Annotated in this window: 22 protein-coding genes; 20 read left to right on the forward strand and 2 right to left on the reverse strand. The window is 43.1% G+C overall.

The features are described 5' to 3' along the window. Window positions 1-59 precede the first annotated feature (59 nt). Entirely contained in the window at window positions 60-1475 is a 1416-nt protein-coding gene (locus AB4238_RS06645; protein ID WP_372032375.1) for an alanine/glycine:cation symporter family protein, read from the reverse strand. A 274-nt stretch (window positions 1476-1749) separates the two neighbouring features. Between AB4238_RS06645 and mioC the strand changes: the two genes are divergently transcribed. The 20 genes from mioC (at window position 1750) to AB4238_RS06745 (ending at window position 25300) form a co-directional block, all read left to right on the forward strand. Beyond that, a complete protein-coding gene (mioC, locus tag AB4238_RS06650) occupies window positions 1750-2190 on the forward strand; it encodes an FMN-binding protein MioC (protein WP_372032377.1) in 441 nt (146 codons plus the stop codon). Window positions 2191-2650: 460 nt separating this feature from the next. Continuing rightward, on the forward strand, window positions 2651-4540 hold the full coding sequence (mnmG, locus tag AB4238_RS06655) for a tRNA uridine-5-carboxymethylaminomethyl(34) synthesis enzyme MnmG (protein WP_372032378.1): 1890 nt from the start codon (window positions 2651-2653) through the stop codon (window positions 4538-4540). 119 nt (window positions 4541-4659) lie between these two features. Further along, the gene (rsmG, locus tag AB4238_RS06660) at window positions 4660-5283 is read left to right on the forward strand and encodes a 16S rRNA (guanine(527)-N(7))-methyltransferase RsmG (protein WP_220737746.1); all 624 of its coding nucleotides are present in this window, start codon (window positions 4660-4662) and stop codon (window positions 5281-5283) included. 230 nt (window positions 5284-5513) lie between these two features. Next, window positions 5514-6302: a ParA family protein gene (locus AB4238_RS06665; RefSeq protein ID WP_020915103.1), complete on the forward strand. Its 789-nt coding sequence runs from the start codon at window positions 5514-5516 to the stop codon at window positions 6300-6302. A gap of 9 nt (window positions 6303-6311) precedes the next feature. After that, the gene (locus tag AB4238_RS06670) at window positions 6312-7199 is read left to right on the forward strand and encodes a ParB/RepB/Spo0J family partition protein (protein WP_372032380.1); all 888 of its coding nucleotides are present in this window, start codon (window positions 6312-6314) and stop codon (window positions 7197-7199) included. A 224-nt stretch (window positions 7200-7423) separates the two neighbouring features. Next, window positions 7424-7807 carry an ATP synthase subunit I gene (locus AB4238_RS06675; protein ID WP_220737744.1) on the forward strand — a complete coding sequence of 128 codons (384 nt, stop codon included), beginning with the start codon at window positions 7424-7426 and terminating at the stop codon, window positions 7805-7807. A 12-nt stretch (window positions 7808-7819) separates the two neighbouring features. Beyond that, the gene (atpB, locus tag AB4238_RS06680; RefSeq protein WP_372032381.1) at window positions 7820-8614 is read left to right on the forward strand and encodes a F0F1 ATP synthase subunit A; all 795 of its coding nucleotides are present in this window, start codon (window positions 7820-7822) and stop codon (window positions 8612-8614) included. Window positions 8615-8679: 65 nt separating this feature from the next. Next, window positions 8680-8931: a F0F1 ATP synthase subunit C gene (atpE, locus tag AB4238_RS06685; protein ID WP_011639455.1), complete on the forward strand. Its 252-nt coding sequence runs from the start codon at window positions 8680-8682 to the stop codon at window positions 8929-8931. 37 nt (window positions 8932-8968) lie between these two features. Beyond that, complete coding sequence (gene atpF, locus AB4238_RS06690) at window positions 8969-9439, forward strand: F0F1 ATP synthase subunit B (RefSeq protein ID WP_372032383.1); 471 nt, start codon at window positions 8969-8971, stop codon at window positions 9437-9439. A gap of 16 nt (window positions 9440-9455) precedes the next feature. Further along, complete coding sequence (atpH, locus tag AB4238_RS06695) at window positions 9456-9989, forward strand: F0F1 ATP synthase subunit delta (protein ID WP_372032384.1); 534 nt, start codon at window positions 9456-9458, stop codon at window positions 9987-9989. Between the two features lie 14 nt (window positions 9990-10003). After that, window positions 10004-11545, forward strand: a complete 1542-nt coding sequence (gene atpA, locus AB4238_RS06700; protein ID WP_020915097.1) for a F0F1 ATP synthase subunit alpha — start codon at window positions 10004-10006, stop codon at window positions 11543-11545. A gap of 48 nt (window positions 11546-11593) precedes the next feature. Further along, window positions 11594-12454: a F0F1 ATP synthase subunit gamma gene (gene atpG / locus AB4238_RS06705; protein ID WP_372032385.1), complete on the forward strand. Its 861-nt coding sequence runs from the start codon at window positions 11594-11596 to the stop codon at window positions 12452-12454. A 35-nt stretch (window positions 12455-12489) separates the two neighbouring features. Next, a complete protein-coding gene (gene atpD, locus AB4238_RS06710; RefSeq protein WP_020915095.1) occupies window positions 12490-13866 on the forward strand; it encodes a F0F1 ATP synthase subunit beta in 1377 nt (458 codons plus the stop codon). Window positions 13867-13910: 44 nt separating this feature from the next. Further along, window positions 13911-14339: a F0F1 ATP synthase subunit epsilon gene (locus AB4238_RS06715; protein ID WP_372032386.1), complete on the forward strand. Its 429-nt coding sequence runs from the start codon at window positions 13911-13913 to the stop codon at window positions 14337-14339. 470 nt (window positions 14340-14809) lie between these two features. After that, window positions 14810-15166: a DsrE/DsrF/TusD sulfur relay family protein gene (locus AB4238_RS06720; RefSeq protein ID WP_372032387.1), complete on the forward strand. Its 357-nt coding sequence runs from the start codon at window positions 14810-14812 to the stop codon at window positions 15164-15166. Between the two features lie 98 nt (window positions 15167-15264). Then, complete coding sequence (gene glmU, locus AB4238_RS06725; protein ID WP_372032389.1) at window positions 15265-16629, forward strand: bifunctional UDP-N-acetylglucosamine diphosphorylase/glucosamine-1-phosphate N-acetyltransferase GlmU; 1365 nt, start codon at window positions 15265-15267, stop codon at window positions 16627-16629. A 298-nt stretch (window positions 16630-16927) separates the two neighbouring features. After that, window positions 16928-19075 carry a TonB-dependent siderophore receptor gene (locus tag AB4238_RS06730; RefSeq protein WP_372032391.1) on the forward strand — a complete coding sequence of 716 codons (2148 nt, stop codon included), beginning with the start codon at window positions 16928-16930 and terminating at the stop codon, window positions 19073-19075. 158 nt (window positions 19076-19233) lie between these two features. Then, window positions 19234-20004 carry a DeoR/GlpR family DNA-binding transcription regulator gene (locus AB4238_RS06735; protein WP_372032393.1) on the forward strand — a complete coding sequence of 257 codons (771 nt, stop codon included), beginning with the start codon at window positions 19234-19236 and terminating at the stop codon, window positions 20002-20004. Between the two features lie 84 nt (window positions 20005-20088). After that, window positions 20089-21918, forward strand: coding sequence for a glutamine--fructose-6-phosphate transaminase (isomerizing) (gene glmS, locus AB4238_RS06740; protein WP_372032394.1), 1830 nt, complete (start codon window positions 20089-20091; stop codon window positions 21916-21918). Between the two features lie 568 nt (window positions 21919-22486). After that, window positions 22487-25300, forward strand: coding sequence for a TonB-dependent receptor plug domain-containing protein (locus tag AB4238_RS06745; protein WP_372032396.1), 2814 nt, complete (start codon window positions 22487-22489; stop codon window positions 25298-25300). Window positions 25301-25379: 79 nt separating this feature from the next. Here the strand turns inward: AB4238_RS06745 and AB4238_RS06750 are convergent, their stop codons facing one another. Then, on the reverse strand, window positions 25380-25655 hold the full coding sequence (locus AB4238_RS06750) for a hypothetical protein (protein ID WP_372032397.1): 276 nt from the start codon (window positions 25653-25655) through the stop codon (window positions 25380-25382). Window positions 25656-26400: the final 745 nt, after the last annotated feature.

Raw genomic sequence — 26400 nt, forward strand, 5'->3', positions numbered from 1 at the left:
ATTAACGACTAAAAGGCTCTGCTTATGGCAGAACCTTTTTGCTTAAAACGACAAGCGAGTTAACCGCCTTCTTTTTCAGATATATTCCCAAGCACTGTCATATCCGTATGCTGCTTTTGCTTTAATCGGTCAAAATAGTCATCGGCTGCCGCCTTAACTTTTGGCGCCAATAACAAGGCAGATATCATGGTCGGGATCGCCATTAATGCGTATGCTCCGTCGATAAGGTTAATGATCTCATCTAAAGTAGCCGTAGCAGCAAAGAGTATAGTCAGCAGGTATACATACTGATATTTACGTAGCCTTTTGGTGCCAAATAGAAAACTAAAACACTGACCGCCATAAAATGCTTGAGTGAATATAGTGCTAATACTAAAGAAGAAAACACACAAGATAAGTAGATATGGACCCACGCCAGGCATGGTTAACTCAAAAGCTTGTGCCGACAAATTAACTCCTGCAGCTTCACTGCCTTGCCACACTCCTGAAATTAAAATAATCATTGCGGTTGCAGTACAAACTAACAAGGTGTCAATTGCAGGGCCTAACATGGCAACCAGCCCCTCTTTTACTGGCTCATTGGTTTTAGCACTGCCGTGTGCCATCACCTCAGTTCCGATCCCCGCTTCATTAGAAAATGCAGCACGGCGAATACCGATTAACATGGTACCTAAGATCCCCCCGCCGACAGAATCAAGCGAGAAAGCTTCAGTAACAATCAAGCTGAAATACCCTGGGATCTCACTAATATGACTACCAATCACGTATAGCGCGCAGCCCATATAAATAAAGATCATTGTTGGCACCACACTTTGCGCAACACTGGCTATACGCTTTATTCCGCCTAAAATCACGCTGCCTACCAGCAGCATAACGACGATCCCCATACTAAAATCGAGCCAAAATGTATTTTGATCTGCACTATAAAAGCCGGGTTTGATCACTAGCCATTCTCTTAAGATCTGTACTAATTGATTAGTATTAAATAGTGGGAAGTTACCCACTAACCCCACCAGACAAAAGAACACCGCAAGAAAGCGCCACTTAGGGCCTAATCCCTCGGTAATGATGTACATGGGTCCACCTTGCAGTTGACCATTTTCATCTTTACCACGGTACATAATGGCTAAGGTGCAGGTGAAAAACTTAGTTGCCATCCCGACTATCGCACTGATCCACATCCAAAAAATAGCTCCTGGACCACCGACCATAATTGCTACAGCCACACTACCAATATTGCCCATTCCGACCGTTCCAGCCATAGCACTAGAGAGCGCACCAGCATGGCTAATTTGCCCCTGAGCACCTTTATCGGGGTGCTTTCCACGCAAAATAGCAATGGCATGCCCTATATATCTGAAGGGGACAAAACGTGAATAGATAAGAAAGAAAAGACCACCACCGACCAGTAGCACCAGCATGTGTGGTCCCCAAGCCATGTCGGCAAACTGACCTGTTACAGAAGCTAACGTCATATTAATACTCTTTATTATTGATAGACTTAACTATAAAGCCTTCAATTGTTATATTTTTGTTATGACACCATAAGCTATCAGTAATGAACTAGAACGCAAGCTGTCATTGAGTTGAAGATCGATAACTGAAACCCAGATACCTTGACCAGACAATAGTTGTAATCCAGCTCAAATTTACACATTAAATGGTTAATATCACTTAGCTTGAAGACCACTTTTCACCTATTATGCACTGCATAAATGTTGTTAAAGTCAGCTTAATTTAGGAAGTAACATGGCAAAAATAGAACTTTTAGTGGGCACAACGTTGGGCAGTGCTGAGTACGTGGCCGATGAATTATCAGACCAATTGCTCGATCTAGGCCATGAAACTCGTATACATTTGGCTCCAAATCTTGATGATCTTGACCCCAATTCGCTGTGGTTGATCGCGTCTTCTACTCATGGTGCTGGTGATCTTCCTGACAATATCGTGCCTTTTTTGGACGAGATCTTAGCTAAAAATCCCGATCTGGCAGCAACCAAATTTACATTGTGCGCAATTGGTGACTCCAGCTACGACACTTTTTGTCAGGGGCCAGAAAAACTGGTGGACGCACTGACCTTATGCGGTGCACAAGTTTTTGTGGATAAGATCCAGATCGATGTGCAATACGATCCAATTCCAGAGGAACCAGCTCTAGCTTGGTTAAGCAGCTGGCAAGATCAACTTTAAGATCCTTTTATTGATCGCTTTTATCTATTAACTTTCGAAACACTCACAGTTTAGATCTAACTTATCCACATATTAGAGTTTAAAAGAACAAATATGTGGATAAGCTATTATTTTGATCTGATCAAACCCTGTATTAATTCACACCCGATCTGCTCAATGATCCACCTTGTGGATAACTAGGCGATCTATCCCCAAGCTTACGCCAGTTAGATCGCGATCAGAACACAGGTTTGATCACGCATTAGCTCTTGATTTTAATAAGGAAATACGGTTATCCACCGAAAAAGGCGATCCTAATAGTAAACATAATAAGAGATCTATTTAAAGATCTTAAGATCTATTAAGCAGATCGGTTTGATCAAAACAGGCAAAATAGATCGTTCACCTTCGGCAAAGCAAATGCTAAAATAACCGGCTCAGAAACAGGTTTTTTATCCTTTTACCAATCGAAGGCTGTCGAATGCATTTTCATGAACGGTTTGATGTAATCGTTGTTGGTGGTGGTCATGCTGGAACAGAAGCGGCGTTAGCTTCTGCCAGAATGGGCTCCAAAACACTTTTGCTAACCCATAACATAGATACTTTAGGACAGATGTCCTGTAATCCAGCTATCGGCGGCATAGGCAAAGGACACCTGGTTAAAGAAATTGACGCCTTAGGCGGAGCAATGGCAATTGCCACCGACTACGCAGGCATTCAGTTTAGAACATTGAATTCAAGCAAAGGCCCTGCGGTTCGTGCTACTCGTGCTCAAGCAGATAGAGCACTGTACCGACACAAGATCCAAGAGATTTTACAGCACCAACCGAACTTACGTATTTTTCAGCAAGCGGTAGACGATCTTGTTGTTGAAAACGAAACGGTAGTTGGCGTAGTGACTCAAATGGGTCTAGCGTTCGAAGCTCCTGCAGTTGTGCTAACTACTGGTACATTCTTAAGCGGCAAGATCCATATTGGCTTAGAAAATTACAGCGGCGGTAGAGCAGGTGATCCGCCAGCTATTGCCCTCGCCCATCGTTTACGAGAATTACCGATCCGTGTTGGTCGACTAAAAACCGGTACACCACCTCGCATTGATGCCAATACCATTGATTTTTCTAAAATGACAGAGCAAAAAGGTGACGATCCCCTTCCCGTTATGTCGTTTATTGGCGATGTTAGCCAACATCCTGATCAGGTTTCGTGTCATATCACCCATACCAACGAACGTACTCACGATATTATTCGTGCAGGACTCGATCGTAGCCCGATGTACTCTGGTGTAATCGAAGGCATTGGCCCACGCTACTGCCCTTCTATCGAAGATAAGATTAACCGTTTTGCAGACAAGGATTCGCATCAGATCTTTATTGAGCCAGAAGGCTTAAATACTACAGAGATCTATCCAAATGGTATTTCAACCAGTTTGCCTTTCGATGTGCAATTGAATTTAGTTCGTTCGATCAAAGGCATGGAAAATGCTGAGATAATGCGTCCGGGTTACGCGATTGAGTATGATTATTTTGATCCACGCGATCTGAAAAACTCTCTCGAAACCAAAACCATCAATGGTTTGTTCTTTGCTGGACAGATCAATGGCACTACGGGCTATGAAGAAGCTGGTGCTCAAGGCTTGTTAGCGGGCATGAACGCGTCATTGCAAGTGCAAGGAAAAGAGACTTGGTGCCCACGCCGTGATCAAGCTTACCTTGGTGTTTTAGTTGATGATTTGTCGACCTTAGGGACTAAAGAACCGTACCGAATGTTCACCAGTCGTGCTGAATACCGCTTACTGCTTCGTGAAGATAATGCTGATCTACGTCTTACTGAAAAAGGTCGCGAGCTAGGCTTAGTTGACGATGAACGTTGGGCTAAGTTTAGCGATAAAATGGAGTCGATCGAAACTGAATTGCAGCGTTTACGCAGTCAGTGGATCCACCCTAAATCACCGCTTGTTGATGTGTTAAACCCACATTTGAAGACACCGATTGCACGTGAAGCAACTTTTGAGGATCTTCTGCGTCGTCCAGAAATGGATTACCCAACATTGATGTCTATTGATGGTTTTGGCCCAGGTATTGAGGATCAACGTGCTGCCGAGCAAGTGCAGATCCAGGTGAAATATTCTGGTTATATCCAACGTCAACAAGATGAGATCGATAAAGCGATTCGTCATGAGACAACTGGTTTACCTTTGGATCTTGATTATCAAGAGGTTCCAGGACTGTCGAATGAAGTGATAGCGAAGATGAATGAGCACAAGCCTGAAACGGTTGGCCAAGCTTCCCGTATCTCAGGTATGACACCTGCGGCAATCTCTATTTTGCTGGTTCATTTGAAAAAACGCGGTTTATTGAGAAAAAGCGCCTAAATAACGCAATATAACGCTGTTATGCACGATAAAGGGAAGCTTTGAGGCTTCCTTTCATCTTTTCGGCGCTTCATAATACTTAAGATTATTTGATTTACTTTGTTTCGAGGACACGACTAGTGTTATTTGCCCAGTTAAATGAATATATGGCTGAAGTTGGCCTAGATGCTAGCGAGCAGCAAAAAAAGCAACTTGTTGACTTTGTTGGCATGCTAAATAAGTGGAATAAGGCATTTAACCTGACTTCTGTGCGTGATCCTGAGCAGATGCTAATACGCCACATCATGGACAGCTTAGTGGTATCGCCACATCTTAAAGGCTCACGTTTTATTGATGTTGGTACCGGTCCAGGTTTACCTGGGATCCCATTAGCGATCTTAAACCCAGACAAAGAGTTTGTGCTACTTGATAGCTTGGGCAAAAGGATCCGTTTTCAAAAACAGGTTCAATTTGAACTTGGGATCAACAACATTTCATCGATTGAAAGCCGCGTTGAAGCTTATCAACCTGAAGAGTTATTCGATGGTGTATTGAGTCGAGCGTTTGCCTCTATTCAAGATATGCTGCAATGGTGTCACCATTTGCCAAAGGCTGATGGCTGTTTTTATGCCTTAAAAGGCCAGTTGAGCGATGATGAGATGGCAAACATGCCTGAAGGTTTTGTTGTGACTGACACCATAGAGCTTGTGGTTCCAAAGCTAGATGAGCAACGCCATTTATTGCGTGTGGTGAAACAAGATTAATTAAAATGTGTATGGCCAATCCGGTCATATACCTGCTTGCTGCATTGAATTAAGTTGTTTATTAGCGCCATAAAACTTGGCGCAATGCAGATAAAGCGTACTGAACAGTTGCATTCTTTCAGCGCTTCAAGCAATTTGGTAACAGTATATGCGCTAATTTCCCCCTCATTTTTAGCACCGCCAATGAGAGAGGGCCGGAACATAATAAAAGTGACTTACAGGGTGATATTGTGGGTAAAGTAATTGCCGTAGCCAACCAAAAAGGTGGCGTCGGAAAAACAACGACTTGTGTAAATCTTGCAGCTTCATTAGCAGCAACCAAACGTCGAGTGCTGTTGATCGATCTCGATCCACAAGGTAATGCGACTATGGGCAGTGGTATCGACAAATATGAAGTCGAAAATACCGCCTATGAACTGCTGGTTGAAGAGAAGTCTTTCGAAGAAGTTGTTTGCCGAGATACAAACGGAAAATACGATCTTATTGCGGGTAACGGCGATGTTACAGCAGCTGAAATTAAGTTGATGGAGTTTTTCGCCAGAGAGATCCGTCTGCGTAATGCACTCGCACCTATTAAAGATGATTATGATTTCATCTTTATTGATTGCCCACCATCACTCAATATGTTGACCGTTAATGCCATGTCTGCAGCGGATTCAGTATTAGTGCCGATGCAGTGTGAATATTATGCCTTAGAAGGTTTAACGGCATTGATGGATACCATCAGCAAATTAGGCTCTATGGTTAATCCGGGTCTGCATATCGAAGGGATCTTACGTACAATGTACGATCCGCGTAATCGTTTATCTAATGATGTGTCTGATCAATTGAAGCAACATTTTGGTGAGAAAGTTTACCGTACTGTGATCCCAAGGAATGTTCGACTTGCTGAAGCGCCAAGTTTTGGAGCGCCAGCGATGTATTACGACAAATCGAGCGCGGGAGCAAAAGCCTACCTCGCATTGGCCGGGGAAATTATCCGCCGTGCAGAGCAATTAGATCTGGCTGAGCAAGACTAAGGAATAGAGATGACGTTGAAGAAAAGAGGCTTAGGTAAAGGGCTTGACGCACTTTTGAGTACTAGCCATGCAGCCAGTAAAAGATTAGAGCCTAAGACCACTGAAGGTGAGCAAGATATAAAAAATGATGATCTGATCACATTAGATATAGACAGATTGCAGCCGGGTAAGTATCAGCCACGAAAGGATATGTCTACCGAAGCGCTTGAAGAGCTCGCAGAGTCTATTCGAGCACAAGGGGTGATTCAGCCAATTGTTGTACGTAAGGTTTCTGCTGAAGGTTATGAAATTATAGCGGGTGAGCGTCGCTGGAGAGCATCTCAATTAGCTGGGCTTACCAAGATCCCATGTATTGTAAAACAAGTTCCTGACGAAGCCGCTGTGGCTATTGCGTTGATTGAGAATATTCAACGTGAAGACCTCAATGCAATGGAAGAAGCGATTGCCTTGAATCGTTTGATTGAAGAGTTTGAGCTGACTCATCAACAGATTGCTGATGCGGTAGGTAAATCTCGTGCAACTGTATCCAATCTGCTGCGTTTAAATGGACTTAATGAACCAGTAAAACGCATGTTGGAATATGGCGATATTGACATGGGACATGGTCGCGCTTTGCTCGCAATTGAGGGCGATGAGCAGACAAATTTGGCCAGATTAGTGGTTTCAAAAGAATTAACAGTTCGTGAAACTGAACGCTTAGTTAATAAAACCTTAAACCAAACTGAAATCGTCGAAAAACCAGCTAAAGATCACGATGTAGTCCGTCTTGAGAGTCAATTAATTGAAAGGCTAGGTGCTAAAGTTTCTCTTACCCACAATAAGAAAGGTAAGGGGAAAATGGTAATTAACTATCAAAATTTGGCTGAATTAGAGGGTATTATCAGCAAAATCCGCTAAAAAAAACAAAGTTAACACTATATTATGTAACTTTGTGACATCTGTTAATCTTACACTTTTAGACTTTTGGCGTAGATCACGCTAAAAGTCTCCTTTTTCTAGCTGTTAAACTTGCTTTGAAACCCTGAAACGGTATACTTTCGCAAGCTTTTTGTACCTCGGGTTTATACGGATATATGTAGTCCGGTCATCGAAACAGGAAGTGATAATGCGGAGAAGATAAATTGAGCAAGGTTTTAGCACGACGTGGCCGATGGTCAGCCTATAAATTGGTTTTGATACAGGCGGCGCTGGCTGGGAGTGTTTCAGTTTTCTTTTTCGCTCTGTGGGGAGCTCAGTATGGACTATCTGCTTTAGCAGGTGGCGCTATTGCTGTACTCCCTAATTTTGTATTCGCAACCCTCGCTTTTTCCCATACGGGAGCAAGCTCCGCAGCTAAAGTTGTTAAGACTTTTTACTGGGGGGAAGCGGTAAAGATGCTGTTAACCATAGCAATGTTTTCGTTAGTGTTTATCAATATTGAAGTCGGCTTTATGCCTCTTTTTGTTTGTTACACCTTAACGTTAGTAGTGCATTGGACAGCTCCTTTATATTTCAAGCAAAGTTAAGTGGGATGAATCATGGCTGCAACTGGTGAAGCGTTAACACCGCAGGGCTATATCCAGCACCACCTTACCAACCTAAGTGTTGGCGAAGGCTTCTGGACATGGCACATTGATTCGTTGTTCTTTTCGGTTGGGCTTGGTGTTTTGTTCTTGTGGCTATTCCATAGCGTTGGCAAGAAAGCAACTACCGGTGTTCCCGGCAAACTTCAGTGTTTTGTCGAGATGATAGTTGAGTTCGTTGACAATAGCGTTAAGGAGACCTTCCATGGCCGCAATCCTGTTATTGCTCCGTTGGCATTAACGATTTTTGTTTGGGTATTCATGATGAACTTCATGGATATGGTTCCAGTTGACTGGATCCCTGAACTGGCAGCTGCTGCTGGTATCCCTTACATGAAAGTTGTACCAACGACAGACTTAAACATTACCTTTAGTATGGCTATTGGTGTGTTCTTGCTGATTATTTATTACAGCATTAAAGTCAAAGGCGTTTCAGGTTTTGTTAAAGAACTGACCATGCAGCCTTTTAACCATTGGGCAATGATACCCGTCAACTTCCTGCTAGAAACGGTTACTTTAATCGCTAAGCCAATCTCATTGGCACTGCGTTTGTTTGGTAACTTGTATGCGGGTGAGTTGATTTTCATCCTTATTGCGTTGATGTACGGTGCTAACTGGGCGTTATCTACTCTAGGTGTAACATTACAACTAGGTTGGTTAATTTTCCATATTTTGGTTATCACTTTGCAGGCGTTTATCTTCATGATGTTGACCATTGTTTACTTAAGCATGGCGCATGAAGATCATTAAGGACTGCTGTAGAAATTTTTAAACTAAATCATTAATAACAAAGATTTAGAATATTGGAGATAGAGATGGAAACTGTATTAGGCATGACAGCTATTGCTGTTGCTCTGTTGATTGGTATGGGTGCGTTAGGTACTGCTATCGGTTTCGGCCTACTAGGTGGCAAGTTCTTGGAAGGCGCTGCGCGTCAACCAGAAATGGCTCCTATGCTACAAGTTAAAATGTTCATCGTAGCGGGTCTTTTGGACGCCGTAACTATGATCGGTGTTGGTATTGCATTATTCATGCTATTTACTAACCCTCTTGGTGCAATGCTTTAATAAACGCTTCTGTCTTTAAACTTAATAGGAGGCTGTTGTGAATATCAACGCTACCCTACTCGGTCAGACGGTTGCCTTTATTCTCTTCGTGTGGTTTTGCATGAAGTTTGTTTGGCCCCCTTTGATGAATGCCATCGAAGAACGCCAAAAAAGGATTGCCGACGGTCTAGCCGATGCTGACCGTGCCGTGAAAGACCTTGAGTTGGCACAGGCGAAAGCCACTGACCAACTAAAAGATGCAAAAGCGACTGCTAACGAAATTATTGAGTCTGCGAACAAACGCAAAGCTCAAATCGTTGATGAAGCTAAAGCCGAAGCTGACACTGAGCGCGCTAAAATTATCGCTCAAGGTCAAGCAGAAATTGAAGCTGAACGTAATCGCGTAAAAGAAGACTTGCGTAAGCAAGTTGCTGCACTAGCTATCGCTGGCGCAGAAAAAATTCTTGAACGTTCGATTGATGAAGCCGCCCAAAGTGACATAGTTGAGAAACTTGTTGCTGAACTTTAAATAAGGAGTTTGAGTTATGGCTGAAATAACCACCATCGCTCGTCCTTACGCAAAGGCAGCTTTTGATTTTGCTCTTGAACAAAAAGCAGTAGATAGTTGGGCAGAAATGCTTAACTTTGCCGCACTAGTTAGTGAAAACGAAACTATGCAGCCACTACTGTCTGGCTCTTTAGCCAGTAACCAGCTTGCTGAACTCTTTATTGGAGTTTGTGGTGAGCAGGTCAACGAGCAAGTTCAAAACCTGTTAAAGGTAATGGCTGAAAACGGTCGTTTAGTAGTGCTACCCGCTGTTGCTCAACTCTTTGTAGAGATGAAACATGAGTATGCGAAAGAAGTTGAAGCGTTTGTCGTTTCAGCTACAGAGCTTACCTCTGAGCAACAACAGGAAATGAGCGCTTCTTTAGAGAAACGTCTAGCACGCAAAGTTAAGCTGAATTGCAGCATAGATGCCAGCCTTATTGCTGGTGTAATTATCACGGCAGGAGACCTAGTCATAGATGGCTCGGTTCGCGGAAAAATTTCGCGTCTGTCTGATACGCTGCAGTCGTAATTGGGAGTTTGAGCATGCAACTGAATTCCACTGAAATCAGCGATCTGATTAAACAGCGGATCGAGCAGTTCGAAGTCGTTAGTGAAGCTCGCAACGAAGGTACTATCGTTGCAGTAAGTGACGGCATCATCCGCATCCACGGCCTAGCCGACGTGATGCAAGGTGAAATGATCGAGCTGCCTGGTAACCGTTTTGCAATCGCGTTGAACTTAGAACGCGATTCTGTCGGTGCCGTAGTAATGGGCCCTTATGCCACTTTGGCTGAAGGCGACAAAGTTAAAACAACAGGCCGTATTTTGGAAGTACCTGTTGGCCGTGGTCTTTTAGGCCGTGTAGTCAACACTCTAGGTGAACCAATTGACGGTAAAGGACCTATCGATAGCGATGGTTTCTCTCCTGTTGAAGTAATTGCACCAGGTGTAATTGAGCGTAAGTCAGTAGACCAACCAGTACAAACTGGTTATAAAGCTGTTGACTCCATGATCCCAATCGGTCGTGGCCAGCGTGAATTGATCATTGGTGACCGTCAGATCGGTAAAACCGCTCTTGCGATCGATGCAATTATCAACCAAAAAGATTCAGGCATTAAATGTGTATACGTAGCTGTAGGCCAAAAGGCTTCTACAATTGCTAACGTAGTACGCAAGCTTGAAGAGCACGGCGCTTTGGCGAACACCATTGTTGTTGTTGCTACAGCTTCTGAAGCTGCTGCACTACAATACTTGGCTCCATACTCTGGTTGTACAATGGGTGAATATTTCCGCGACCGCGGTGAAGACTCACTGATCGTATATGATGATCTGTCTAAGCAAGCAGTTGCTTACCGTCAGATTTCATTATTGCTAAAACGTCCACCAGGACGTGAAGCATACCCAGGTGATGTATTCTATCTTCACTCTCGTCTGTTAGAACGTTCTTCACGTGTTAACGCTGAGTATGTTGAGAAGTTCACTAAAGGTGAAGTTAAAGGCCAAACTGGTTCTTTGACTGCTCTACCAATTATTGAAACTCAAGCTGGTGACGTATCTGCATTCGTACCGACTAACGTAATTTCGATTACTGATGGTCAGATCTTCCTTGAAACTGACCTATTTAACTCTGGACTACGTCCTGCTGTTAACCCAGGTATTTCGGTTTCTCGTGTTGGTGGTGCGGCTCAGACTAAGATCATCAAGAAACTGTCTGGTGGTATTCGTACCGCTCTTGCACAGTATCGAGAGCTTGCAGCGTTCTCACAGTTTGCATCTGACTTAGATGATGCAACTCGTGCTCAACTTGAGCATGGTGAGCGTGTTACCGAACTTATGAAGCAAAAGCAATATGCTCCAATGAGTATCGCTGATCAGTCTGTGTCTATTTTCGCAGCTGAGAAAGGTTACTTGAAGAGTGTTGAGCTGAACAAGATCGGTGATTTCGAAGCGTCTCTGCTCTCTTTCATGAACAGTGAACATGCTGACCTAATGAAGACCATCAACGAGACTGGCAACTATAATGCCGACATCGAAGGTGAGTTGAAGGCTAGCTTGGACAAGTTCGTAGAAACCCAAACCTGGTAAAAATTAGAGGTGCCTTAGGCACCTCAGGTCCAGAATTGGAGAGTAAAGATGGCCAACGCTAAAGAGATTAAAACCAAGATCGCGAGTGTTCAAAACACTCAGAAGATCACGTCTGCAATGGAGATGGTTGCCGCGAGTAAAATGCGTAAAGCACAAGATCGCATGGCATCAAGTCGTCCATATGCAGAAAATATGCGTAAGGTGATCGGTCACGTGGCGCAAGGTTCTCTCGAATATAAGCATCCTTATTTGGAAGTGCGAGAAGCCAAGCGTGTTGGTTACATTGTTGTGTCAACCGACCGTGGTCTTTGTGGTGGTCTGAACGTCAACCTTTTCAAAAAGGTTGTCGCAGACGTGAAGAAGCAGCGTGAAGCCGGTGCAGAAGTTGAATTCTGCCCAATTGGCGCACGCAGCGTACAATTCTTCAATAGCTTTGGTGGACAGGTATCTGCTCACGCTTCAGGTTTAGGTGACGCTCCGTCGTTAGCTGACTTGATCGGAACAGTACGTGTCATGCTAGAAGCATACAACGAAGGCAAGCTGGATCGTTTGTACGTAGTATTTAACAAGTTCGTTAATACTATGACTCAAACCCCAGTGATCGAGCAGCTGCTACCTTTGCCTAAGTCAGAAGAAGATGAGATTTCTCATCACTGGGACTACTTATACGAGCCAGATCCAAAAGAACTTTTGGATACATTGTTGGTTCGTTATGTGGAGTCTCAAGTTTACCAAGGTGTTGTTGAAAACATCGCATCTGAGCAAGCAGCCCGTATGGTTGCTATGAAAGCTGCGACAGACAACGCTGGTGAACTTATCAGTGACTTGGAGTTGGTCTATAACAAGGCCCGTCAGGCTGCGATTACGCAGGAACTTTCGGAAATTGTTTCAGGTGCCGCCGCCGTTTAGGCTAGGTAACGAATACAAGTTTTAGAGGATTAATCATGAGCACAGGTACTGTTGTCCAAGTAATTGGCGCGGTTGTGGACGTTGAGTTTCCACATGATGCCGTACCTCAGGTATATGACGCTCTAGAGATCAAAAGTGAAGGCTTGGTGCTGGAAGTTCAGCAGCAACTAGGTGGTGGTGTAGTTCGTACCATCGCTATGGGTTCTTCAGATGGTCTGCGTCGTGGCCTTGAGGTTGTAAACTCTGGTTCACCAATTACTGTTCCGGTTGGGGAAAAAACCCTTGGCCGTATTATGAACGTATTGGGTCAACCAGTAGATGAAGCTGGCCCTATCGGTGAAGAAGATCGCTATGTGATCCACCGTGAAGCTCCTTCATACGAAGATCAGTCAAACACCACTGAACTTTTAGAGACTGGTATCAAGGTTATCGACCTTGTATGTCCATTCGCTAAGGGTGGTAAAGTTGGTTTGTTTGGTGGTGCTGGTGTTGGTAAGACCGTCAACATGATGGAACTTATTAACAACATCGCTAAAGCACACTCTGGTTTATCAGTTTTCGCTGGTGTAGGTGAGCGTACTCGTGAGGGTAACGACTTCTACTACGAGATGGAAGATTCAGGTGTTCTCGATAAAGTGGCCATGGTATATGGTCAGATGAACGAGCCTCCAGGAAACCGTCTACGTGTGGCACTAACTGGTCTAACTATGGCCGAGAAGTTCCGTGACGAAGGTAAAGATGTACTTTTCTTCGTTGATAACATCTATCGTTACACCTTGGCAGGTACTGAAGTATCTGCACTGCTAGGCCGTATGCCATCAGCAGTAGGTTACCAGCCAACATTGGCTGAAGAGATGGGTGTACTTCAGGAGCGTATTACATCGACTAAGACAGGGTCTATTACCTCTGTTCAAGCCGTATACGTACCTGCGGATGACTTAACGGATCCATCACCAGCAACAACCTTCGCTCACTTAGATGCGACTGTTGTATTGTCACGTAACATTGCTTCTCTGGGTATTTACCCAGCGGTTGACCCATTGGATTCGACTTCACGTCAGCTTGATCCACAGGTTGTTGGCCAAGAGCATTACGATGTTGCTAACGGTGTTCAAACCGTACTTCAGCGCTACAAGGAGCTGAAAGATATTATTGCGATCCTAGGTATGGATGAATTATCTGATGAAGATAAGACAACTGTATTCCGTGCTCGTAAGATTGAAAAATATCTTTCTCAGCCTTTCTTCGTTGCAGAAGTATTCACCGGTTCTCCAGGTAAGTACGTTTCTCTTAAAGACACAATTCGTGGCTTTAAGGGTATTCTAGACGGTGAGTTCGATCACCTTCCAGAGCAAGCGTTCTACATGGTTGGTTCAATCGACGAAGCCGTTGAGAAAGCTAACAAAAAATAACTGAGTACTCTGTAGTAATACAGAGACTAGTTTAAGGAGAACGGATGGCAGCCATGACAGTACAGCTTGATATTGTAAGTGCAGAAAGTAGCATCTTTTCTGGTCTTGTAGCACACCTACAAGTAACTGGTTCAGAAGGTGATCTAGGTGTTATGCCTGGTCACGCGCCTCTGCTTACACATATCAAGCCTGGCATGGCGCGCATCGTCAAGCAAGATGGAAAAGAGGAAGTGTTTTACCTTTCGGGTGGAATCCTGGAAGTACAACCTTCTTCAGTTTCAGTATTGGCTGACGTCGTTATGCGTGCCGATGATATTGACGAGCAAGCCGCTGCAGAAGCTAAGCGTCGTGCAGAAACCGCTATGGCGGATGCTGGCGCAGACTTCAATTATGCAGCAGCAGCGATTGAGCTAGCTCAAGCAGTTGCTCAGCTTCGCGTTGTCGAGACCATCAAAAAGAACATTACCAGATAGGTTATTGTTGATGAAAAAAGGCGCTCACCGAAAGGTAAGCGCCTTTTTTGTATATGGAATGTACTTATCCCCGTTTGGCATGGATAGCCAAAGGAGTGGGATTTGTATCTGGCCGTAAATGTTCCATATATTTATTGGCATTTCCTTCATCCCTTGGAGGTCAGAATTATTATCCCCATGCTTTTAAAAGGGAGTTGCATGGATAGCCAAAGGAGTGGGGGGGGATCTGGTCGTAAATGTTCCATATATTTATGCCATAACCCCATGGATGGATAGTTTTGGTATTTGTGCTTAAAAGAAGGTTAGAAGCAAGTCCTAGAGTCACTAATTCCCAAGCCTAGAATATTCGTTGTAGGTCGGCATTTATGCCGTCTCATATTTGATAATATTAGAACGCGCTCTAAGTAAAGTCCTCTGTCCAACTTGAGTGCTACCCTCTAGCGATTAACTTATTGCTAGAGCACCTTTCTATGCAACATATCCTTCTTATTGTTAATGATGCCCCATATGGTTCAGAAAGGCTTTTTAATGCTCTGTGCTTAGCTATTGAGCTTAACGAGCAAGATAGTCCACCAGCCAAGGTCAGTTTGTTTTTACTGTCCGATGCGATTACCGCTGTAATACCAAAACAAAACCCTGCTGAAAGTTACAACATCCAACAGATGTTGGAGATTATTATCGCTCAAGGTAGCCAAGTTAAGTTTTGTGGGTCATGTATGCATGCTCGCGGTTTAGCACAGCTAGAGCTCATTGAAGGTTGTGAAGTGGCGACTATGGATGATCTTGCCCAGTGGCTCATTACCGCTGATAAAACTGTTAATTTTTAATCATGACTCAATCTAGCTAGAGTCGCTTTTATGGTTGATTTAGCTTAAAATCAGCGCTCAAAAACTTTATAAGCAAGCATCAGCTCAAGGATTAATAAATGGCACTGAATGTCGTGATTTTAGCAGCAGGCAAGGGAACCCGCATGCGCTCAGATCTTCCCAAGGTTCTTCATCCTATCGCTCATAAGAGCATGGTTCAGCATGTTATTGATACCGCCCACCAAGTTGGCAGTGACGCCATTCAACTGGTGTATGGTTACGGTGCAGACAAGTTGCAAGCCAAATTAGGTCTACAGGCTCTTAACTGGGTGCTTCAAGCCGAGCAGCTAGGTACCGGACACGCGGTGGCACAAGCTAACGACAATATTAGTGACGATGATACAGTGTTAATTCTTTATGGTGATGTGCCACTTATTCAGGCTTCCACATTAGAGTCTTTGCTTGCAGCTCGTGAAGATAATGGATTGGCTATCTTAACGGTTAACCTGCCTAACCCTATGGGTTATGGACGTATCGTACGTGAAGATAACAAGGTGGTTGGCATCGTAGAGCAAAAAGATGCAAATGCTGAACAGTTAGCTATTAGCGAAATCAACACTGGGATTATGGCTGCACCTGGTAAACAACTTAAAGCTTGGTTGGGTCAGCTTTCATCAGATAATGCTCAGGGAGAGTATTATCTAACTGATATCGTGGCTATGGCTCATAAAGATGGTGTTGTAATTACCACTGCACAGCCTGAATCAGCCGTTGAAGTTGAAGGTGCTAATAACCGAGTACAGCTCGCTCAACTTGAGCGTGCTTACCAAGCTCGTGCAGCAGAAAAACTGATGCTCGAAGGTGCAAACCTGCGTGATCCTGCTCGTATCGATATCCGCGGCGATGTTAGTGTTGGTATGGATGTGATGATTGATGTCAATGTGGTGATTGAAGGTACGGTCAATATTGGTAATAACGTGACCATTGGTGCTGGCGCCATTCTTATTAATTGTGACATTGCCGACAACGCTGAAATCAAACCTTACTCGATTGTTGAAAACGCCAAAGTTGGTGTTAAGGCAAGTGCGGGCCCATTTGCTCGACTGCGTCCTGGTGCAGAACTTAAAGAAGATGCGCATATAGGCAACTTTGTAGAGATGAAAAAAGCGGTGCTAGGTAAAGGTTCTAAAGCAGGCCATTTAGCCTATATTGGTGACGCAACTATCGGTAGCGGCGTTAACATTGGTGCTGGTACCATTACTTGCAACTACGATGGTGCTAATAAATTCCAGACCATTATTGAAGACAATGTCTTTGTAGGTAGTGATACCCAGCTTGTAGCCCCAATTACCATAGGAAAAGGGGCTACCTTAGGTGCTGGCTCTACTATTACTAAAGATGTTGCTGCTGATGAATTAGTTATCACACGGGTTAAGCAGCGGCACATCTCTGGCTGGGCAAGGCCGGTTAAAAAAGCCAAATAATTACTAGATTAGATTGAAAAGCGACCAGTTAAGGTCGCTTTTTTGGTTTATTACGTGCAATAAAAAGCTTTAACTTTGCTGAGATAAACAATGAAAGAGGAGTTTCTATCAAACTTTAAATGAGTGATACGGCTTGATTTATTTGTGATCTTTTTGTTTTTGATGGTTGCGGGGTTGTTAGTGTTGTGCGCTAGTTCACATTGACAATGTAAATACACGTAAAGAGGTATGAATAAAAACAATTCTCATTTATATTGCACCCAAATATTACATCTTGGTTTCATTTTTGGGGTTGGTTATGTCTTTTCAGGCGTCTTTTAAATTTTCTCGTATAGGTCTTGCTGTTGTTGCTGCTTTAGCATCAACAACCTCTTTTGCTGAAGAAGTCACAGCCGATTCTAACGCTGTTGTCGATAGTAACATCGAACGTATTACCGTTACTGGACGTAGCTTTAACGACTATAACGTTGGTTCATCTTCAGGCGCAATGCGAGGTGACATCGATATTCTTGATACTCCTCAATCAGTAGCGGTTATTCCAGACTTTATTACTGATGAGCAATTGGCGACTAATCTTGGTGAAGTTTTAGTAAACGACTCAAGTGTGACTGGCGGTAGTGAAAAATGGAACCGTCAAGTTTTCAATATTCGTGGCTTTGAGCTTTCTTCTGGTTCGGGCTTCTTGATAAACGGACAACAGCAATGGTCTCATTATGTACAGCCAATCGAAACACTACAGCAAGTTGAAGTCCTAAAAGGTCCTTCAAGCATGTTATATGGTCAATCAGGCCCAGGTGGTTTGATTAACATGGTAAGTAAAAAACCAACATCTGAAACCATGTTTGACTTTGGTTTTGATACCGATGAACACGGCTCTACCCGTTTTCAACTTGATGCTGGTGGCAGCTTAAACGAGTCTGAAACCATCCGTTACCGTACCGTGCTTGTTAAGCAAGACACTCAATACTGGCGTGAGTACCAAGATGGCTCAAACCAAGAGCGTGACCGTTGGTTAGGTTACTTAAACCTAGAATTTGATATTACCGATGACCTATTACTATCGGTGAAGTATGACCATACCCAAGACAAGACTGGTATTGATACTGGTGGCTGGTTAGATAGCAGTGGCGACTTGATTGGTGGAAGTGACATCATTTGGGACCAACCTTGGGCATTTACTGACAATACCATCACTAACATGGGTGCTGATTTAACCTACCATATCTCTGATTCATGGCAGGTTAAAGCGGGCTATAACGATCAGCAGTTTAATCGCCAGCGTTTAGACTCATCGCCGCAATACTCAGAAACAGCAATGACAGATGGCTATACCATTAAACCATTTGACCGTTACGATGATTGGCAGCATAAAACAGGTTATGTTGATTTCACGGGTAACTTCTATACTGGCGACGTTGAACATCAACTACTTGTTGGTGCCAATATGCTTGACTACTACTATGGCCAATTGAAAGATAGCTATGTGTCAGAAGGTGGTGATAACTTTATTCCGGTTACACCTGGTACGCCTATCGATAGACCCGATCTTGACTACAACAACGATAGCACTAAGTACGAAAGTGAATACAAGCACTATGGTTTCTATGTGCAAGATTTAGTAACGATCACCGACGAGTGGCAAGTACTTGCTGGCGTGCGTTATGACGAGCAGAAAAAAGATGGCAACGGTAATAACAGTTACGCTGTATCGCCTAAGTTTGGTGTGATTTACTCACCTGCCGCAAATGGTAGTATTTACGTTAACTACTCAAAGAGCTTTACGCCACAAGGTATTGTTAATGACCCGAATGACGTCAATGACAAGATGAACCTTGATCCTGAATACGGTGAGCAGTATGAGATAGGCACCAAGTGGGAGCTATTTGATGGCAGCTTACTATTAACCGGTGCTGTATTTGATATTACCGTATCAAACGTTACTGTTACCGAAGATCTTGCAACACCAGTTGGTGATGACACGCAGATTACCACTCAAAGTGGTGAGCAGCGCCATAAAGGTTTTGAGATGGGCGCTCAGGGCCAGATCAGTGATCAGTGGTTCATGACTAGTTCAATGATGTATCTTGACGCTGAATATATTCGCCCAGAGAGTGATGGCTTAAATGGTATGACTCCAGTAGATGCACCAGAGTGGTCTGCTAACATCTGGACGCGTTACGAAATGACTGAAGATTTAGCGCTGAACTTTGGTGCTATTTATGTTGGTGAACGTTTCGCTAGTACCGATAACACTATTACTAAAGATAGCTATGTACGTTTTGATATGGGCGCCGCTTACACTATGGATATCATGGGTAGCGATGTTAGCGTTCGCATGAACGTTAAGAACCTATTTGATGTTGATTATCTTGCTGGTGGTTCTTATAAAGATGTAACCGTTGGCGAAGGTCGTCACGTTAGTTTGTCACTGGAAGCTAAATTCTAAACTGATTGCTAAAAGCCTTTAAATCGCCTCAACATCTCGTTGAGGCTTTTTTTTATCTGTAATTTGCACATTTAGAGCCATAAATTAAGCAAAAACTGGCAATTAAGTTTCACTTATCTATAATGCACCTTTCGAAACGAAACTTAACGAAAGGTTTTATGAATAAACGAAACACTCAACAACGACGTCACAGCATTATTAGCCTACTTAATCAGCAAGGTGAAGTGAGTGTTGAAGAGTTATCCTTACGTTTTGAAACATCAGAAGTTACGATCCGCAAAGATTTAGCCACGCTCGAAAAAACCGGCTTACTACTGCGTCGTTATGGCGGCGCAGTTGCGGTGCCAGATGAAGTTACCCAACAGTTTTCAGCTAAAATAGCACCGAATAAACTTTCAATTGCTAACGCAGCGGCTGAACTTATCCAAGATCACAACCGTATTATTATTGACAGTGGCAGTACTACATCAGGCCTTATTGGCGAGCTCAATAGTAAACGTGGCTTGCTGGTGATGACGAATTCACTTGCGCTAGCAAACTCTATCCATGAGCTTGAAAACGAACCAACACTGCTGATGACTGGCGGTACTTGGGATCCGCATTCGGAATCATTTCAGGGGCAAATTGCCGAACAGGTACTACGCTCGTATAACTTTGATCAGTTGTTTATCGGTGCAGACGGTATCGATCTTGAGCGCGGCACAACCACCTTTAATGAGTTAACAGGTCTGAGTAAGGTGATGGCGGAAGTATCGCGAGAAGTGATCGTCATGTTGGAGTCAGAAAAGCTCGGTCGACGCATTCCTAATTTGGAGTTGCCTTGGGGCAATATTAGCGTGCTGGTGTCTGACGACAGGTTACCAAACGAAGCGGTCGAAAGTATTTCAAAACATGGGGTGCGGGTTATTCTTGCACCTTATGCTGGCTAGCACCTCCAAGTGAGGCAGCCCATTTTTAAATTTAGCTTTTAATTTTAGTTTCAAATTAACTCTGACAGAGTCTAGGAAAATAGTATGTGTGGAATAGTTGGCGCAGTAGCGCAAAGGGATGTTGCAGAAATTTTGGTTGAAGGATTAAGACGACTTGAGTATCGCGGTTATGACTCATCAGGTGTTGCTGTGCTTAACAATGGTGAACTCAGCCGTACTCGTCGTGTGGGTAAAGTGCAGGAGTTGTCATCGGCACTTGATGAACAGCCGCTAGCAGGTGGTACTGGTATCGCACATACACGTTGGGCTACACACGGTGAACCGAGTGAGCGTAATGCGCATCCACATGAGTCAGAAGGCAGTATTGCCGTGGTACACAATGGCATCATTGAAAACCACAATAAGCTGCGTGAAATGCTAAAAGGCCTAGGCTATAGCTTCGCATCTGACACTGATACTGAAGTTATCTGTCACTTAGTCCATCACGAACTAAAGAGTCATGACAGCTTACTGACTGCGGTACAAGCTACAGTTAAGCAACTCGAAGGCGCCTATGGCACTGTAGTTATCGATCGTACCGATAGTGAGCGCATGATTGTTGCACGCTCAGGTAGCCCACTGGTTATTGGTTACGGCTTAGGTGAGAACTTTGTTGCTTCTGATCAACTAGCATTGCTACCAGTGACTCGCTCTTTTGCTTTCCTTGAAGAAGGTGATGTGGCTGAGGTTACTCGTCGTGAAGTTAATATCTTTGATGTTGACGGCAATGCGGTTGAGCGTGAAGTGAAAGAGTCTGAAGTTACTCATGATGCTGGTGACAAAGGTGAATACCGTCACTACATGTTAAAAGAGATCTATGAGCAACCAACTGCAATCGCTCATACACTCGAAGGTCGCATTGCGGCAGGTAAAGTTTTAGATTCTACCTTTGGTGAAAATGCCGCAGAGCTTTTAAAGGACATTAAACACGTACAGATTATCGCTTGTGGTACCAGTTACCACGCTGGTATGGCTGCACGTTACTGGTTAGAAGATTGGGCGGGTGTTTCTTGTAATGTTGAGATAGCCTCTGAGTTCCGTTACCGCAAATCACATCTATTCCCAAATAGCTTGTTAGTAACTATCTCACAATCAGGCGAAACTGCTGATACGTTAGCGGCTATGCGTTTAGCCAAAGAGATGGGTTATAAAGCGACGCTGACTATCTGTAACGCGCCAGGATCATCTTTGGTTCGTGAGTCGGACATGGCTTATATGATGAAAGCGGGTGCAGAGATTGGGGTTGCATCAACCAAAGCATTCACGGTGCAGCTTGCTGGCTTGTTAATGCTAACGACTGCAATTGGCCGTCACAATGGTATGTCAGCAGAGATGGAAGCGGAGATCACTCAAAGCTTGCAATCTATGCCTGCAAAAGTGGAACAAGCACTGAGCTTAGATGATGCGATAGCTGAACTAGCAGAAGATTTTGCCGATAAGCACCATGCACTATTTTTAGGTCGCGGCGATCAATACCCGATTGCAATGGAAGGTGCGCTTAAGCTTAAAGAGATCTCTTACATTCACGCTGAAGCTTATGCATCAGGTGAGCTTAAACATGGTCCACTAGCGCTTATTGATGCTGATATGCCGGTGATTGTCGTTGCGCCAAACAACGAGCTGCTTGAAAAGCTTAAATCTAATGTTGAGGAAGTGCGTGCTCGTGGCGGTTTGATGTATGTCTTTGCTGATAAAGATGCAGAGTTTGAGTCAGACGACACCATGAAGGTGATCCCTGTGCCGCATTGTGATGAATTTATGGCACCGCTTATCTACACTATTCCTTTGCAGTTATTGTCATATCATGTGGCATTAATTAAAGGTACTGACGTTGACCAACCGCGTAACTTAGCCAAATCGGTTACTGTAGAATAAAATAGTTATTCAGAGTTTTTCTAATAATATTGGCCTCCTTTAGTGGGGGCCTATGTATTTAATATTATGATTAATGAGACGGTCCGAGGTTTTAAAAGGTAAAAGACAAATCTTATTAATAAGCTGTTTCTAATTTTTTATTCACTATATTAAAGTGTGTTTAATTACTTGTCCCTCTCCTCCCCTTATATTAATTAAACTCATGTTCTATTTGCTATTAACTTGATGTAGATCTAAGATTTTTATATTTATTAAGGTTTTGATTTGCCGTGTAAATAGATGGTTACACACTCTCTCGATATTTTGTATTTTATTATAAGTTAAACTTAGCCAGTTATTAGTCTTATTGTTTTTGTTTTAGATTATTAGTCTTGTCTCCCATGTTTATACGCCCTCTGCGTACTTAATTACTCGCCTGTTTGTAAAACTATTGTTTACTGTATTGTGTATACCACCGCTATGTATAAAATATACTCTGTGGTGTCACAAAAAAATAACGAACAAACCACATCTACGGGAAGGTGTTAATACACCCGAATCTTATTCTAATAATGTAGTAGGTAGTATTATGATGAAAATGAATTCGATTTCTTTTGCGATAACAGTTGCTATTGGCTCAATGCCTTTTACTGCTTTTGCGCAAGACGATGACAATATTGAAGCGGTTGAAAAAGAGATAGAAGTTATTCAGGTTACTGGTTCTAGAATTGCGAGAACTGATATGGAGGGGGTTGATCCTGTCGTTGTGCTTTCTGCTGACGATATTGCCGCTCAAGGGCATGCAAACGTATTTGATGCGTTAAACTCCCTAGCCCAGAATACCGGTCAGTTTGTTGGTGAAGAAAATTCAAATAACTTTAATGCGAATGCACAGGCAATAAACCTAAGAGGCTTCGGCTCAGGTTACACATTAACACTCATTAATGGTCGCCGTATTCCAGTACTACCTAAGCCTTCAAGTGGATTGGGAGGGAACGTCGTCAATTTGGCTATGATCCCAACTGAAGCGGTTAAGCGGGTTGAAATTCTCAGTGGTGGCGCTTCCGCTATTTATGGCTCTGATGCAGTTGCGGGTGTTGTGAATGTCATTTTGAAAGATGACTTGGATTATACCAAGGCTACAGTGCGTTTTGGTGACACTAAAGATGGTGGCGGCCAAAGTAAGAAGTTTACCTTTAGTACAGGCGGGCAATTAGACAAGCTCAGCTATACAGCCGTTGTTGAAGTTGATCAGCGCGATCCTATTTATGGTAGTGATCGAGATTGGTTTGACGAACCAACTGATGGGCCAAATGCGGAAAATCATGCTCTTCCTCAGGCAATGTCTTACTGGGGGCGCTATGAACCGAACGCTTGGATGCTAAAAGATCTATCTGGTCGTTGCGAAGAGCTTGGTTATGAAAGTGTACAACCGGGTTGGCTCTCTGATGATAGCCATGGTGATCCAGACCCATATCTCTGTGGTGATAATGTATATAACACTTACACCATTCGTAATTCACGCGATAACCTATCTGCTTTTGTTAACTTAGATTATGAGCTGGATGAGGGGCGCTTATTTGCGACATTTATAGGTACCCAGTCTTCAGCTGATGCGGGAGTTGGACGTTATAGCTACGGGATTGATTACGACGTAAGAACTGACATCAATGACAGTAGCACTCATCAAGCGAGTCGCCATGCTTATCGTACGTTTAGAAACTTTGAAGTGCCCACCTCAAATCAAGAATATGATGAAGCCGCTCTGATTGGTATTTTTGGTATCGAGGGTTTGATTGCGGATGAATATGATTACTCGGTAACTTTTACTGCTAGCCAATATGATTATGAAGATTCTATTGTGCGATTTGATGATCAAAAAATGATGAGCTTACTATTTGGTGAAAAAGGTGTCGATTGGGATCAACCCTGGGAGGGCAGCCGTTGGGTCGTGGTTAACGAATCTCAGTTAAATGATAACTTCGAGCCAGACAGCGGTATTGATTTCTTCGGTAAGCTTACTCCTGAAATGTTTAATGATGCCACGCATAAATCAGTAGGAGAGGGTAAGTCTTATTTATACAGCTTAGTTTTTGATTTAACTGGTACTTTGGTTGAGATGCCTGCTGGTGATCTGCAATTTGCATTTGTCACTGAATACACTAAAGAGGGTTATAAGTTCGATACCGATGAGAAAACCATTAACGGTGAAGTTTATGGTTGGAGTGGAATATCTGGCGACGGAGATCGTGATCGCTATGCGGTTGCTGTTGAACTAGCCGTGCCGTTAGCCGATTATGATAGTGGGATTGGTTTTTTAGAGGCTAAACTAGCTGGTCGATATGATTACTATGATGATGACTCTGATGTAGGTGGTGCGTTTACTTATCAAACAGGTTTATCGTGGCGACCGGTAGATAAGGTATTAGTGAGAGGTTCGTATGCAACCTCATTCAGAGCACCTGATATGAACTATATGTACGCGGATGAGAGTTCATCATTTGTGTCTAGCACTGACTACTTAACTTGCGCCCAAAATGAAAATTTAACTATAGGCCAAGGTTGGGGGGATTGCAGTCATGATTATGGTACGGGCAGTATTCGCCAATATTCTCAAGGGGATTTATCTTTAGAAGAGGAAACGGGTGATAGTATCAACATAGGTTTTGTCGTTGATATTACAGACGATTGGTCGGTGACGGCGGATTATTATGAAATTAGCCTTGAAAAGAAAATTGGTTCTATTGGTGCTGGAACGGTATTACGCTATGAGGCCGAGTGTACGCTTGGATTCGATCAATACGGTAATACCATCGACCCTAATTCGGCTAAGTGCCAAGAGATGGTGGGGCGAGTCACTCGCGGCGGGAAAAATGGCGGTGTCGTCTCAACGGTAACGAGTCCATTTAACACCGGTATGCGTGAGCAAAAGGGAATGGATTTATCTTCAAGTTTCAATTATGAGTTCGAACGGTTTGGATCGATATTCTTTAACCTCAACTACACCCATATCTTTGAGACTAACGAGAAGTATTTACCTGAAGATGAGATTGAAGATATTAGAGATGCACAGTGGAATAGTGAGTTTAGAACTCATACAACAGGGACATTGGGTTGGTATAACGACTATCTCACCTTATCACTGTTCGCCAACCGTTTAGGAAGTTCTCCGGTTGCCACATCTGATGATCCTAATGAACGTTATGACGCTTGGACACGCTATAACTTAAACGCTAACTATCAGATAACCGATAGTTTTAGTCTTACCGCATCAGTGGTCAATCTATTTGATGAAAAGCCACCTCAACATGAATCTGAAGAGTGGTGGCCGTTTGCTGATATTTCTAAATATAATGCTGTTGGTATGGAATACTTTGTTACAGCAAGCTATACCTTTTACTAAACTTTTAAACTAGCTTTAATTGATAGATGCCAGCAAAGATTGCTGGCATCTTTTTTATATCATTCTCAAAGCGATGAGCTTATTTCTTTGCAGTACCTTTCTCTTTCGAAATTTTTATATCGAAGTTATCTAGCAACAATAGCGTGTCAGCTATTGCGGCTTTGAGTTTACCTGCTGGTGGTGAGCTGAGTTTTTTAGCTTGCTTTAAGGATTCCCTCCGAGTGACAAATTCAAGCATGGTTTCGAGTTTTTCGGGGCAATTAATATCGAGAGGAGGGAGCTTTTTAGCTGAGGCATTATTATAGATTTCGAATTCACTTTTTAAGTGTTCTTGAGCTTCTCTGATTCTTTCCATATAAGTTGTAACCCCTGTATATGATTTAACCCATAGTTCGAAGCTAACCGATTAACATAATTTAAACAAGTTAACATACAAAAGTTAGCTCATTTGAGGGGGAGCTATTACTAATTAACAATGCTTTTATACTATTTCTTTGTAAGTAGGCTAATATTGTAAGTATTTCTAAATTGGAATTTATCGCCAGCGAGTATTAGCGCTTTGGCTTTTGGCAGATCCTCTAGGGGCAGCCCCTTAGACAGCAAAATAAGTAATGCTTGCGAGATATGTTTTGTTTCCGAAACATGGGATTTTGTATTGTAAAATTCGACCTGCATATACGTCCTATAGACACAGTATTAATCGGCTACTACTGGATTGAGGTGCGAGTTGACGGAGTCAGCAAGCAGGCTGCTGAATTTACGCTATTGATTCAATTTGGCAAGTATTAACGCTTTATAGCGTTAAGTTGATCTTTTATGAGTAGTGTTTTAGGAGATTAGGGGCTGTTGATCTTTCGAGCTTAGTTTTTGTTCGGTTCTTTACCGTAAGGAATAATGCTTCTAGTACAAGGCTTGAGCGATAAAGCTTAGCTGGCTAAGTGAAAAGCTCATAACACATTCTAGTCATAAAAGAATAGAAGCATTGAATCGAACCCAAAGGGCCGCGTTTCTTGGCTATTTTTACTGTGTTGTAGACTATTTGTGGAGAATAACTAAACGGCATAGCCTCCGCCTTGTCAAAATAGCCAATAAACTGCGGC

Source organism: Shewanella sp. 10N.286.45.A1 (assembly GCF_041470405.1).
In the GTDB taxonomy this organism is placed as follows: Bacteria; Pseudomonadota; Gammaproteobacteria; order Enterobacterales; family Shewanellaceae; genus Shewanella.

Coding starts and splice junctions, on each gene's coding strand:
- AB4238_RS06670 (WP_372032380.1), top strand. CDS start 6,312: ATGACGTTGAAGAAAAGAGGCTTAGGTAAAGGGCTTGACGCACTTTTG.
- atpH (WP_372032384.1), top strand. CDS start 9,456: ATGGCTGAAATAACCACCATCGCTCGTCCTTACGCAAAGGCAGCTTTT.
- AB4238_RS06720 (WP_372032387.1), top strand. CDS start 14,810: ATGCAACATATCCTTCTTATTGTTAATGATGCCCCATATGGTTCAGAA.
- mioC (WP_372032377.1), top strand. CDS start 1,750: ATGGCAAAAATAGAACTTTTAGTGGGCACAACGTTGGGCAGTGCTGAG.
- AB4238_RS06735 (WP_372032393.1), top strand. CDS start 19,234: ATGAATAAACGAAACACTCAACAACGACGTCACAGCATTATTAGCCTA.
- atpE (WP_011639455.1), top strand. CDS start 8,680: ATGGAAACTGTATTAGGCATGACAGCTATTGCTGTTGCTCTGTTGATT.
- AB4238_RS06645 (WP_372032375.1), bottom strand. CDS start 1,475: ATGACGTTAGCTTCTGTAACAGGTCAGTTTGCCGACATGGCTTGGGGA.
- atpG (WP_372032385.1), top strand. CDS start 11,594: ATGGCCAACGCTAAAGAGATTAAAACCAAGATCGCGAGTGTTCAAAAC.
- AB4238_RS06730 (WP_372032391.1), top strand. CDS start 16,928: ATGTCTTTTCAGGCGTCTTTTAAATTTTCTCGTATAGGTCTTGCTGTT.
- atpD (WP_020915095.1), top strand. CDS start 12,490: ATGAGCACAGGTACTGTTGTCCAAGTAATTGGCGCGGTTGTGGACGTT.
- AB4238_RS06750 (WP_372032397.1), bottom strand. CDS start 25,655: ATGGAAAGAATCAGAGAAGCTCAAGAACACTTAAAAAGTGAATTCGAA.
- AB4238_RS06715 (WP_372032386.1), top strand. CDS start 13,911: ATGGCAGCCATGACAGTACAGCTTGATATTGTAAGTGCAGAAAGTAGC.
- atpB (WP_372032381.1), top strand. CDS start 7,820: ATGGCTGCAACTGGTGAAGCGTTAACACCGCAGGGCTATATCCAGCAC.
- AB4238_RS06745 (WP_372032396.1), top strand. CDS start 22,487: ATGATGAAAATGAATTCGATTTCTTTTGCGATAACAGTTGCTATTGGC.
- glmS (WP_372032394.1), top strand. CDS start 20,089: ATGTGTGGAATAGTTGGCGCAGTAGCGCAAAGGGATGTTGCAGAAATT.
- glmU (WP_372032389.1), top strand. CDS start 15,265: ATGGCACTGAATGTCGTGATTTTAGCAGCAGGCAAGGGAACCCGCATG.
- mnmG (WP_372032378.1), top strand. CDS start 2,651: ATGCATTTTCATGAACGGTTTGATGTAATCGTTGTTGGTGGTGGTCAT.
- atpA (WP_020915097.1), top strand. CDS start 10,004: ATGCAACTGAATTCCACTGAAATCAGCGATCTGATTAAACAGCGGATC.